Source organism: Variovorax flavidus (assembly GCF_030317145.1).
Lineage (GTDB): Bacteria > Pseudomonadota > Gammaproteobacteria > Burkholderiales > Burkholderiaceae_C > Variovorax > Variovorax flavidus.
Genome location: NZ_JASZYE010000009.1, coordinates 1 through 12,284, shown reverse-complemented (window position 1 = coordinate 12,284; position 12,284 = coordinate 1). Strand labels below are relative to the sequence as shown.

General features: G+C 62.5%; 11 protein-coding genes. 3 read left to right on the top strand and 8 right to left on the bottom strand.

From position 1 onward, the window contains the following. The first annotated feature begins 181 nt into the window (after positions 1–181). Entirely contained in the window at positions 182–364 is a 183-nt protein-coding gene (locus QTH90_RS26925) for a hypothetical protein (RefSeq protein ID WP_286667643.1), read from the top strand. Positions 365–415: 51 nt separating this feature from the next. Here the strand turns inward: QTH90_RS26925 and QTH90_RS26920 are convergent, their stop codons facing one another. Beyond that, positions 416–1,279: an extensin-like domain-containing protein gene (locus QTH90_RS26920; RefSeq protein ID WP_286667642.1), complete on the bottom strand. Its 864-nt coding sequence runs from the start codon at positions 1,277–1,279 to the stop codon at positions 416–418. 1,167 nt (positions 1,280–2,446) lie between these two features. Here QTH90_RS26920 and QTH90_RS26915 point away from each other — a divergent pair. Beyond that, complete coding sequence (locus tag QTH90_RS26915; RefSeq protein ID WP_286667641.1) at positions 2,447–2,881, top strand: VOC family protein; 435 nt, start codon at positions 2,447–2,449, stop codon at positions 2,879–2,881. A 66-nt stretch (positions 2,882–2,947) separates the two neighbouring features. Here the strand turns inward: QTH90_RS26915 and QTH90_RS26910 are convergent, their stop codons facing one another. From QTH90_RS26910 to QTH90_RS26880, 7 genes are all read right to left on the bottom strand, one after another. Beyond that, entirely contained in the window at positions 2,948–3,742 is a 795-nt protein-coding gene (locus QTH90_RS26910; protein ID WP_286667640.1) for a hypothetical protein, read from the bottom strand. Next, positions 3,739–5,712, bottom strand: a complete 1,974-nt coding sequence (locus tag QTH90_RS26905; RefSeq protein WP_286667639.1) for a CocE/NonD family hydrolase — start codon at positions 5,710–5,712, stop codon at positions 3,739–3,741. Before QTH90_RS26905 ends, QTH90_RS26910 begins: the two co-directional genes overlap by 4 nt. Positions 5,713–6,112: 400 nt before the next feature. Continuing rightward, the gene (locus QTH90_RS26900; protein WP_286667638.1) at positions 6,113–6,733 is read right to left on the bottom strand and encodes a UdgX family uracil-DNA binding protein; all 621 of its coding nucleotides are present in this window, start codon (positions 6,731–6,733) and stop codon (positions 6,113–6,115) included. Positions 6,734–6,742: 9 nt separating this feature from the next. Beyond that, complete coding sequence (locus QTH90_RS31550) at positions 6,743–7,096, bottom strand: DUF421 domain-containing protein (RefSeq protein ID WP_353506635.1); 354 nt, start codon at positions 7,094–7,096, stop codon at positions 6,743–6,745. 171 nt (positions 7,097–7,267) lie between these two features. After that, the gene (locus tag QTH90_RS26890) at positions 7,268–9,583 is read right to left on the bottom strand and encodes a xanthine dehydrogenase family protein molybdopterin-binding subunit (RefSeq protein ID WP_286667637.1); all 2,316 of its coding nucleotides are present in this window, start codon (positions 9,581–9,583) and stop codon (positions 7,268–7,270) included. After that, the gene (locus tag QTH90_RS26885; protein WP_286667636.1) at positions 9,580–10,566 is read right to left on the bottom strand and encodes an FAD binding domain-containing protein; all 987 of its coding nucleotides are present in this window, start codon (positions 10,564–10,566) and stop codon (positions 9,580–9,582) included. Before QTH90_RS26885 ends, QTH90_RS26890 begins: the two co-directional genes overlap by 4 nt. Then, entirely contained in the window at positions 10,563–11,069 is a 507-nt protein-coding gene (locus QTH90_RS26880; RefSeq protein ID WP_286667635.1) for a 2Fe-2S iron-sulfur cluster-binding protein, read from the bottom strand. Before QTH90_RS26880 ends, QTH90_RS26885 begins: the two co-directional genes overlap by 4 nt. Positions 11,070–12,092: 1,023 nt before the next feature. Here QTH90_RS26880 and QTH90_RS26875 point away from each other — a divergent pair. Further along, on the top strand, positions 12,093–12,284 hold a 192-nt coding region (locus QTH90_RS26875), incomplete at its 3' end, for a hypothetical protein (protein WP_286667634.1).

Below are 12,284 nucleotides of genomic sequence, written 5' to 3'. Positions count from 1 at the left end.
CGCTGTGGCTTCGGCCAGCGGCGGTGCCGGCCCCCTCGCGCCAAGCTGAATTCGAGAGGCGGCCCAGCGCCCTACGAGACATGGGCCTGTCGTCTGATGCCGGAAGCCGCGCTCAGGCGTTAAACAGGCAGGACCGTAGCGACGGGGCCGGTCCCGCGCTCGGTTCACACCGGAGACAGTGATGAAAACTCAGAATGATGCCAAGAAGGGACAGGACGAGCGCGCCTCTGTCAAATCGAACATGGAAAAGGCCACCGAAAAGGAGCCGAGTGAATTCCGAGATGAGGCGAACGAAGAGAAGCGCGTTGAGATCGGCAAGGATCTGACCAAGCATCCGATCCGCGGAATCGATCCCAAGACCTGACCTTGCTGGCGGCCGATCGCTGCACCCTCGACGAAACGTCGCGCAATGGGCTCAGCGACATGCGCGCCGGGCGCCAACTTCTAGATGGAAGTGGTCGGCATGCACCGCGTTGTAGTCAGGGCCGAGAACGCTGTCGAAGACCCGGCAAGCCCCCTTGTGCGCTTCGCTCAGGAACGCAGCTTCCGGTGTCAGCGCTTGCGAGGCATCGGGCATCCAGTCGCGCCCGATAGCGATGACGCGGCCACGCTCTGCGCGAGTGAACGCGGTGACGTCCAACGCGTCGGCCGTTGCATGCTGGCTGCGTCGGCCGGGCACACCTTCTTGCTGCTGCCGGCCGACCACTACATTTCGGCAGGCATAGCCGCCCAGGTGATCAATGCGGACGATGCGCGTGCCCAGCAATTCGGCGGCCGCGGGCTGGATCACATGACGCTCCCACAACGCAAAGGTGAGCGCGGCGCGGCAACTCAGCAGCACCGGCGTGCCCAACGTCAATTCGCGCACGCGGGCCAGGCGTACCGTGTTGCGCAATGCGCAACCTTCCGCTGTGGTGCGGTCGGGCACGGGCTCGAAGTGCATGCCTGAGGCTTCCAGCAGCGCGAGGCAACGCGCGGGATCACGCTGCGCGCGCGCGAGCTTCACGGAGGTGAGGAGGTTTGGCGCTTCGGCCGTGTCCAGTTCGGCCCACGGGTTATAGCGCTCGGGAATGGCAATCCAGCCCGCCTTGAGCGCCCACGCACCAAAAAGTAGCACCAGCAAGAACACGACGCTTGCGATATGGGTTGGGCTCGGCAACGAAGGCATGCCCGCCAAGCGTTGCTCCTCGTTCAACCTGCCGATGTAGGCGACGACCAGTTTTACGACGCAGCTTTGGAAGGACGAAAGCGGCAGCTGGCGCTGAAGCCCGGCCGGCACCTCGGCAGCAGCGGCCTTGGTTGCAGCACGGCCGCCATGCGTCTTGCCCTGTCAGGACAAGAGCCGGTGCGCTTGCTTCACGGCCGCCAACCGGGCGTGGCAGGACGACAGCACCGCTGCCCGACCGGATGAAGGGCGGTACGTCGCGCGTGGCCCGGCCGACAGACCCGCGCACCGCGGGGGCGCGACCGACACGAATTGGTGACTGCCACGAAGTCCCCCACCGTACCCAGTCAGCCGGGCACATGGCCGGCCAGCAGCGTGTGGTTGACAATCGTGACCCGACCGATTCGGGTGCGCCGACTGTTCCCTAGGTGCAGGTGCATAAAGACTAAGCCCACACATCTCGAAAGCGCCTTCTCACGTGGGAATTGGCCGGTTTGGCGCGCCAGTGCCCGCATGCAAAGGGTTTCCTTTCAACTGTCGTATCGCTTCGGGTGGGGGCGATCTCGGGACGCCCGCACCGGGGAATTTGCCGGCTGCGCGTCGGACCGCTGAGCTGAGTCCGCTCTAACAACGGCAGACCGCCGTTACTTTTCGGATCGCGCTCTCAGTTCCAGGTACTTCGCCCACAAGCGAGAGGTCTCCGCCTCGATTTCGGCTTCCATCTCTTCCTCGCACGTTGCAGCCCGCGCGCTCGCGCGACGTTCCTCTTCGCTTCCGTCCAGCCGATTGGGCCAAGGCGGGAATGGCCAGAACGGATCGATCGGCGGTGATGCGCTGACAGGCATGCGACAAACATCCTAGCGACATGGAGGAGCATCGGCCCTTTAGTCAACCGGCGGGTCGGCGCGTTCCTGTCAAGATCTGTCGGCAAATTTTCCATGTCTGAAACGTGCGCGCAACTGCAACTCTGTTTGGTGCGCGAGATCGAAAAAGCCCGCACACTGCGCGATCCATGAGCCACAACGCCGCTCGCGCGCCGCGGCTGATGGCGCGGCATGTGCCAAGCAGGTGTTGAGCGCCACGGCGCCTATGACCGGCACCATTGAGGAATTGCGCACACCACGAACCCACCAGCGCCCGTGCGGCAGGTTTGCAGTGGAAACTATCCTCTGAAGCGGGCACGCCTCCGAATCAGAGCGGCAAAACCAGCATGTCGCCAAGGCAGCTCTCGGGTGGGCTGCTTCCTCTGTAAAGTCATCCGTTGAAGGAGATCCGAAGGACATGACAGTCAAGCGAATGGACAACGTCTTGATCGTTGTCGACGATCTCGAAACGGTGAAGGCGTTCTTTGTCGAGATGGGTCTCGAGCTTGAAGGGCAAACCACGGTTGAAGGGCCGTCTGTCGGGAGCCTGATAGGGCTTGAAAACGTCCGAGCCACCATCGCGATGCTGCGGACACCCGATGGGCAGGGTATTGAGCTGGACAAGTTCCACACGCCAAACGCAGTCAGGTTTGGGCCCGTGGACACGCCAGTGAACGCTCTGGGTCTTCGCCGCATCATGTTCGCCGTGGATGACATCGATGCTGTCCTCACGCGGATGCAGGCCCATGGCGCAGAACTTATTGGCCAGATGCAGTACGAGAAATCGTACCGGCTCGCCTATATGCGTGGGCCTGAGGGCATCATCGTCGGGCTTGCCGAGCAAATCGGCTGAGGGCGGGCGGCTCTCGCGCGCGTACAACAATCCGGAAGTCCCTGACGGAACGGAACGCACGACGTGCTAGCGCAAAAGGCGATGGACGAGGAAGCCAAGAACTGCTGCCGCCGCCGCAAAGGAGACGGCACCAACAACAACGACCAGGCCCGTGGACTGCGCTTTCTCTTCCTTGTTCGTCGACATTGAAGGCTTCAGGTTCGACCTGCCGTCAGAAGAAGAAAACGGGCTGTAAAGGGCGCCGCCTTGGCCACGCAGGCCACCCGAATTCGGCAAGGCGGACCGCTCCGCTGCAGCCGTCGATTCGAACTGAAGTCCCTCTCGCCTCGTGCCATCAGGCCCATACGCTCGGTGAAAGCCCATGATGAGCGGCAATTCCGGCTTGCACGCGATCGCGGTTGCTGCATTGGACAAGAGCTTGATTTCGAACTCGGCCGTGTCCTCGGCTCCCGACTCCCCAGCATCAGTGAAGGCAAAACTGATAGACGCGTCCAGCCCGCCGAAGCTCCCAAGTCCTTCCCCGTGAAAAGTCTGAATGGACGCGGGGCGATTCTGAACAGCGGTGTACTCTGAGCTGCACTGACCAGTTCTCAAACGGGTCAAATGAAAATCCGCGCCGCCGGACAAACTGATCTTGAGTTCGTTGGGCCCTTTAGGGCTGGCCCCTGGACCGTCAGTCTCCATTCCACAGTTCAAGTCAAACTTGTGCGTGACGCGTTGCAGTGTGAGATAGGGGCAAATGAAACCGCCCTCGCCCGTCATGCGGCGCGCTTCGAATGCCCCTGCCGATCCAAGTACGACCCACGCAGTTGCCGCGGTGCAAAGGAGTCGGAGCAGGCGCTTGCGCAGGGCAGCCGTCACGGATTTGGAATTCGTTCGGTGGTGGCGACGGGCAGTTCGAGACGTGAAGTGTGGTGCTTGTCGTGCAATACAACCTGTAGCGCCGAAATACTGAGCACGCTTTCAGAATCGTCGAGGCCGGTATTCAGGTTACGGGCGAACTGGGGGAAATTCGAAGACGAGATTTCCACGCGGATGCGATGTCCCTTCTTGAATACGGTTCCGGCGTTGCCGAGGTCGATGGTGTATTCGTACGGCGTAAAAGGCCGAATGAGGCTCGGTGGTGCCTTCGATCCTTCGCGGAACCGCGCCCGCACGACACGGTCAAGCACGTTGTGCGCAAAGCCATCCAGGTGCACGTCCACGAGTTTGGCGGTGAAGTCGGTGTCTCGCGCGGATGAAGCGGCCCACAACACCACCTTGACCGGTCCGATCACGGCCATGTCGTCCGCCAGAGGTTCGCTGGTGTAGACGAGGACGTCGTTGCGAGCTTCGACCCGCGTCTGGTCATGCGCGCCAGCGGCCAACAACAGCGGCTGGCAGCACAGATTGCCGCCCACCGTCGGGACCGGGTCGTTCGGGTGGTAGACGAACTGGTCGGGGATGCTGGAGCGCAGTTCCTCAAGGAGACGGCGCTTGCCTTCTTTTGTGGAGTCCGCCCAGGGAGGAGACAGATCCAACTTGCCGTCGCCAGCGCTGCTGTTGGCTCGGCCACCGCTGGTGAAGAAATAGGTGGTATTGCGCGTACCGGAAAGAGGATATTGATCTCCATAGACCCAGAAGCCGCTGCCCTGCGTTCCGGTGTCCGGAGGATTGAGCACATAGAGTTGGACGGCAGGGTCTGTCTCCACGCCGTTGCGGATGCCCTTGAGATAGCGATCGAAGAAGCGCAACTCGGTGGTGATCGGCGAGCTGGCGGTGCCCCAGCTCACTTGCCCGCTAGTGCCAGCGTGCCCGCAACAGGTCATGATCAGCTTGCTCCCTTGTCGGGCCTCGGCGGTTCCGCCGTTGGTCTTCATGCCCTGGAAATTCCGGACAGTGCCGACCTGGAAGATGTCATACCACGCACCGCTGTTGAGCGTCGGCACTCGCACGTTCTGGTAGCGCGGTTCGACATCGAGCGCTTGCCAGTAGGCATCGTAGTTGGGGTGGTCAAGCCACTCGTAGTAGTACGGTGCGATCGACCTAAACTCTGGGAATGCTTTCAGAGGAAGCTGCCAAACCCAATTCGAGGTGAGATCCCGGTTGCTACGTTCGGTGAAGGCCGCTACCTGCGCGTTCGCGTCCGCGCGCGACATGGGCGACGCGAGGAGCTGACGGAGCATGGTTTCCTTTCCCAAGGTGAGAGGAATCCAGCTTTGGGCAAACCACAGCGCGAACGCGCCGTTCACATAGGTCCAGTGATCGTGATAGTCGGAGGCCGTGATGTTGGGTGAGATCGCCGCCAGACTCGGAGGGGTCCGGATCGCTGGCTGCCATTGCGTCAAGCCGACGTAGGAGCCGCTGAATGTTCCCACTTTCCCGCTAGACCAGGGCTGGCGCGCCGCCCACTCAATGGCATCGTAGCCATCGTTCGCCTCCTGCCGCATCGCGTCGAAGATGCCTTCCGAGCGGTACAGACCTCTAACATCTTGGTTCAGGGCTGCGTAGCCGTTACGCGCATACGTCTGAAGCGTCGCGTTGACGCAGCTGACGTCCTCCGGTGCACCATTGCGGTTGTAAGGGGTCCGCTGCATCACCACGGGGTACCGGCCTGGAACCACCGGAAGGTAGACCTCGGTCGCCAGCCGGACGCCATCACGAGTCGTGGCGTATTCGATGTGGCAAGTAACGTCTGATACAGACTGGGCGTACGCCATATCGGCGGTGCCCCACACTGATCCTGCCAATGCCAGTAGAAGGACCGCTCGGCCTGAAGGTTCGTCACGAGACAGCACAGCGGCGCTCGCAAGCTTTGCTTGTCCATTGCACGTGTTGGGCGGGAGGTTCATCAGGCTCTCCTTGTGCATGTCCGGCAACGCACGCGCTTCAGCTGATCGTGTAGCCGGAAAATATAGCCACCGTCTCCGAAACTTCAAGCGAGCTATGCGGCATCGCCTCGCTCGCGATGATCGGCGCACATGCCCGACTGTTCGGCGGGCAGTCGCAATGTCAAAGTACACAGTGGTTAACACGCCTGGCGTTAACGGGACCGCTCCCACTCGCACTCACCTTGCGACGGTCGCATGACTGCTCGGCTTGTCGGTCGCCAAATTTTTCTCAGAGGACCTCGACCCTCGGAAAATTGCGTCGTCGCGGCGTTCGAGTTCGCTGGGCGGTGGAAGCAGAGCGTTGGCTGTGCAGTCAATGTGCCCGTATCGCCGACCGCGCACGGGACCGTTAGCCCATCCGTCAACGCGGCAACAGTAGATCTGACGCGACCGAAAGATCCTCGAGCCAAGCCGTCCATGCGGCCTCACGCTGCGCAGGATCGCCCCGCAGGAGCGCCGATGGATGAAGGGTGACCAGCACGCGCCGACCGGCGGCGTCTTCCTGCCACTTCCCGCGTTCACGCATCACCGCCACCGGCCGCTGTAGCAAAGTGCGCGCAGCGGTCGCCCCGAGTGCGAGAAAAGCCTTTGGCTTCACGCGCGCGATCTCCTCTTCGAGCCAATGGCGACAGGCCTCGATCTCGCGCTGCGCCGGGGTCTTGTGCATGCGGCGTTTGCCGCGCAACTCGAACTTGAAGTGCTTGACTGCGTTGGTGATGTAGAGCCGTTCGCGCCTCCAGCCAAGTTCGGCGATGGCACGATCGAAAAGCCGGCCCGCGGGACCCACGAAAGGCCGGCCTAACAAATCCTCCTTGTCGCCCGGCTGCTCGCCCACCACCATCAGTACCGCGTGGAGCGGGCCCTCCCCCATGACAGATTGCGTCGCGCGGGCGCCCAGTGGGCATTCGCGGCAGGCGTCCGTCGCCTTGCGCAGCGCCTCTATCGAACGCGGTCGTGTGGGCGGCAATTCGGGCTTCTTCATCAAAGCAAGTTACTTGATCGCAACCGTGGCCCAGAATGGAGACGCACCGACCACCGCACGGCTGAGAGCCGCCCCCAATGGCACGGTGACGCAGGCGTCGAACGGCGTGTGCTGCCTGAAAGAGCGCCGCCCCGAAGCCCGGATGAGAAGCAGCGCGATGAAGAACGTCACCACCGCCTGCGCTGCCATCTGCCAAGTTTCGAGGTCGGAGCCTTCACCGAAGAACCATCGGATCCACGCCATGATCATCCGGAAGGCGCCAGCACCGCCCGATGGCAGGTTCTTCCTTCCTCTCGAAGAGATCTCACAACCGCGCGCGCCTTCCTCACGGGGATCGCGCAACAACCTCAAGGCGACACCCATGTGCCCCGCGGATTCGCCGGGATGGGCCGCGGGAGCCTGCGGGCGGGAGTTCCCGAATGGGGTGCGCCGCCCCGGTCGGTGTCGTCTCTCGCCTCCTTGCTCATAGGCTTCCTGCCAGATTGAGATGGGTTGTCTGCTGTCTCCATTGGGCCGCGGCGCCGACACACCCGCTCAGGCTATCAACTTGTCGAGCGTGATCGGCAACGCACGCACGCGTTTCCCGCACGCGTTGTAGATGGCGTTTGCAACAGCCGCTCCCACGCCCGTGATGCCGATTTCCCCTATTCCGTGTGCACCCATCGGCGAATGCGGATCCGGGATGTCGTCCCACATCACTTCGATGTGTGGCACGTCCATGTGCACGGGTACGTGGTACTCGGCGAGGCTCGAATTCATGATGCGGCCATTGCGTTCATCGAACTGCGTTTCTTCCATCAGCGCGAGGCCCAATCCCATGACGATGCCGCCGCGGAACTGGCTGGACGCCGTCTTGGCGTTGAGAATTCGCCCGCAGTCGAACGAGCCGAGAAAGCGGCTCACCCGCGGCTCACCGGTCACCTCATTCACTCGCACCTCACAGAACATGGCGCCGTGGGAGTGCATCGACCAGTGCTGCGTTTCCAGCGGAGGCGGCGCACTCGCTTCGACAACCAGACTCTCTCGCCCTGCTCTCGCCAGGATGGAGGCGTAGCTGTCGAAGCGATCGGGTTCATCGACCTTTCCGAGGCCGCCGTCGCGGCCGGCGACTTCGTCAGGTTTCAAGCCATGCAGGGGTGAGTCTTTGCCGGCGAGTTTCAACAACTCGACGATGAGTTCATGTTGCGCTGCCATGACCGCGCTGCCGATCGAAGCCGTCTGCTGCGAGCCACCGGCCAGCACCAGGCCCGGGAAGCGAGAGTCACCATGACAGAAGCGCACCTGCTCGATAGGCAGGCCCAGCCGTGCCGCCGTCACCTGCGTCTGCGCCGTGGCGGTACCCATCCCCATTTCGTGGGCCGCAACCTCGACCGTGACCTGTGCGTCTTTCGTGAGCGTGATCCGCGCCGCGCCGCCCGGCATGCGGTAGTAGGGATACGTCGCCGTGGCGCAGCCCATGCCGACCAGCCACTCGCCTTCGCGGCGCGTGCATGGCGTCGCGTTTCTCCTGCTCCACCCGAAGCGCTCCGCGCCGGCTCGATATGCCTCGACGATGTGGCGCGACGAGAAAGGCAAGCCCGTGGTCGGGTCCTTTTCCGGCTCGTTTCGAATACGGAGCTCGATCGGATCCATCTTCATCAGATCTGCCAGTTCGTCGATAGCGCTCTCCAGTGCGAAGGTTCCGACGGCCTCGCCGGGCGCGCGCATGAAGGTGTTGGCAAGCATGTCGATGGTTGCGACTTCGACGTCGAGCTTGAAGCTGCCGGCCGCATACGCGGAGCGTGCAGGCAAGATGAACGGCTCCGGCAAATTGTTGTGTTCAGTCATCGCGACCACCCCGCTCTGAATCAGCGCGTCGAAACGACCGTCAGACTGCGCGCCTATCGCTACACGCTGCTCGGTGTTCGTCCGCCCTCCGACCACCCGATAAACGCCCTCTCGCGTGAGCATGATGCGCACCGGCCAACCGGCGAGCTTCGAGGCCGCAGCCGCGAGAACCTGGTGTCGCCAGAGCGTCTTGCTTCCGAAGCCGCCGCCCACGTAGGGCGACGTAACATGCACTTGCTTCTCGTCGAGACCGAAGATCTGTGCCATGGACCACGCCATGTGGGCCACGCCTTGCGAGGCGTCATGAATGACCAGTTCGTCGCCTTTCCAGGCAACCGTCGCCGCGTGCAGCTCGATGGCGTTGTGGTTATGCCGCGGCGTGGAGTATGTGACATCGATCTGGTACGGCGCCGCTCGCAGCGCCGCCTCGGCGTCGCCGATTTCCAGTTTCAGCGGCTCCCCCTGAAACGTGCCGGGTTTTGTCCCCTTCGCCTTGGCGGCCGCGAAGGACGTGGTCGCTGGCTCGGTTTCGTAGGTGGCGTGGATCAACGCCATCGCATGATCGGCTTGCTCCTGTGTCTCCGCGAGCACGACAGCGATCGGCTGCCCGTTCCAATGGACGCGGTCATCCTGCATGACCGGCAGGTCGTCGCCGCCCGCCGCCTTGTCTTTCGACATGAAAAGCGGCATCGGCTTCATGCGAGGCGCGTTCTCGTGGGTCATCACCAGCACAACGCCTGGCGCCGCTCTCGCAGCGCTCGTATCGAGCGTCGCAATCCGCCCCTTGGGGACGGTGCTGTATGCGAGCGCAGCGTAGACCATGCCCTCCATCGGGAACTCGGCGGCGAACCGCGCCTGCCCCTGCACCTTGAGAGGACCGTCGACGCGCGAGATAGGCGCACCGATCAAACCGCCTTTGTGCTCAATCAGCGGATCTGGCTTGCCACCGGGCATCCATGCGTCGGGCGCGACTGCGATGGCTTTCTTCATCACCGCCTGAACGGTCTCCTGAATGATGCTCATGCCTTCATCTCCTTCAGATCACCGAGCACGGCGACGATCGTTCGCTTCGCCAGTTCGACTTTGAATCCGTTGTCACGCAACGGCTGGGCGTCAGCGAGCTCCGCTTCCGCTGCGGCACGGAATTTCTCTGCTGTCGCTGGCTGCCCTCTGAGTGCCTCCTCGGCTTTCCAGGCACGCCACGGCTTGTGGGCGACGCCGCCCAGCGCGATACGCACGTTCCTGACAGTGTTGCCATCGAGCTCGAGAGCCGCCGCAACCGAGACGAGGGCAAAGGCATAGCTCGCCCGATCGCGCACCTTTCGGTAGGTCGAACGCGCCCCGAACGAGAGCGCCGGCAACTCGACAGCCGTGATCAGTTCACCGGGCTCGAGTTGTGTTTCTATCTCAGGATGGTCCTCGGGCAGACGATGCAGGTCTGTGAGCGGCAACGTGCGTACGCCGTTCGAGCTCTGCAGATACACCAGCGCGCCGAGCGCTGCGAGCGCGACACACATGTCGGATGGATGGGTGGCTACGCAGCTTGCCGATGCGCCGAGGATCGCGTGGCTTCGGTTGAAGCCTTCCGCAGCGTCGCATCCTTGGCCCGGGCTGCGCTTGTTGCATCGCGAGCCCTCGTCGTCATAGAAGTAGCTGCAACGGGTGCGTTGCAGAATATTGCCGCCCACTGTCGCCATGTTGCGTATCTGTGCGGACGCGCCAGCAACGACCGCCCTTGCGAGAACTGGATAGCGAGTCCGCACCGCACGGTGCGCGGCAAGGGCGGTATTGCGGGCCGCCGCACCGATCAGCAAGCTGCCATCTGCCCGTTCCTCGATCTCGCTCGACAAGCCGGTCACGTCTATCAGCACCGTAGGCCGCTCAATGGTTTCGCGCATGAGATCAACCAGATTTGTGCCTCCGCCGAGGTACTTGGCGCCCGGATCGGTGCCGAGTCGCAGCGCATCGCTCGCATCGGCCGCGCGGGCGTAAGTAAAGGGTGTCATGTCGGCGTCTCCGAGTACGTCTCGGCGATAGCCGCGACGATGCCGTTGTAGGCACCGCAGCGGCACAGATTGCCGCTCATGCGTTCGCGCAGTTCGTCGGGGCTGAGCGAAACGGAGTCTTCCGACAGGTCGGCCGTCACGTGGCTGGGAACGCCTCGCCGTAGTTCCTGGGACATCCCCACGGCGGAGCAGATCTGGCCAGGTGTGCAGTAGCCGCACTGAAAGCCGTCGTGCTCGATGAAGGCCTTCTGCAGCGGGTGCAACTCGCCATTTGGGGCGAGGCCTTCAACGGTGGTGACTGAGCGGCCATCGCACTGCACGGCCAATGCCAGGCACGAGAGCACGCGCTCGCCATCTACAAGTACGGTGCACGCGCCGCACGCGCCCTGATTGCAGCCCTTCTTGGCCCCGAAGAGATGAAGGTGATCGCGTAAGAAATCGAGCAAGGAAACCCGCAGATCACCGGGAATCTCCGCCGTTGAGCCATTGATACGGATGGTCATCGTTTCCTCGTGAGGTGAGTGGAAGTGAACGCTTGTCAGATCGATCCGCGCCGACGTGACTGTCTTTTGAGTGCGTTTCTTAGCACGGAGAAATGCGCGACGGCGTCATCTTTTTTCCTCAACTCACGAGCTTGAGAATCGGTGGCCCAGCAGCTTCACCAAGCAAACCACTTGACGCAATTGCAAATGCCGGCCGGGCGCCATGTGGCCGCGTCGTGCGCTCTCAGATCGCCTATTCGTAGCGACAGGACAAGCTGGCAAGAGGGTTAGGCCAAAATGCCTCCTGAGCGCGTTCGCTCTCACTACCGGAGACCCGGCAAATGGACGAAGACCTTGATGCGCTGTCCCGAGAGGAACTTGTCGTTGAAGTCCAGAAGCTGCGCGCGGCTATCCGGCAGCATAGGGACTCCAGCAGTCAAGAGCTTTGCTGGCATCACCCGGACCTTTGGTCGTTGCTACCAGAGAAAACGGAACCGGCGATCGCAGTCCCTGGTTGGCCTCAGTTCATGCGCGGCTGCGTCAGGTATCGGCAGTCGCTTGACGAGCAAGCGCCTGATGCACCTCGCACGGACCAGGAGTTCGAAGATCTAGATCGGCCGTGAGCCGTCGTTCGGCTGTCTGCGCTTCAGTTTTCCGTTGGCCGACCTTCGCCGCAGTTCCTTCGGACGTCGGTGACTTCCGCGCTACAGACTAGCGGTGGAGCTAGCGCTGGGTGGCCTCCTGCTTTCTCTCTCGGTCGACGTTGCCGCCGCGCCACTTTCACCAGAAATTGCAACCGAAGGTGCATGCCCGGCGAGTGACGCGCTCCGCTCAATAGTCGACCCGATTTCGCGCACACCTGATCGCTATGGAGAGGGGATTTCTATTGGGCATCGAGCCCCATCACTCGATACCCACATCAGGAGGCCGGGTCATTTGCATATACGCCGATTTCCGGCTCGCCCCATCTGTCTTTCGGCTTATTGGCTTCGATTGAAGCTCTCACCAACACTGGTCATCCGACTACTCCGTGAGGAGGCTTTCATGTTCGACCGACGCGCCCTTGCAGCTTGCTGCGTGCTTGCCCTCCCGTCCGCCTCCTGCCTTGCGCAGACAACCTTTGCAGCGGACCAGTACTACGACAACCGCTGGTACATCACGCCCTTCGGCGCGTATGTCCATCCGGACGGCGATCGCAACGCCGACAACGGTTGGGGCGGAGGCGTATCGATCGGC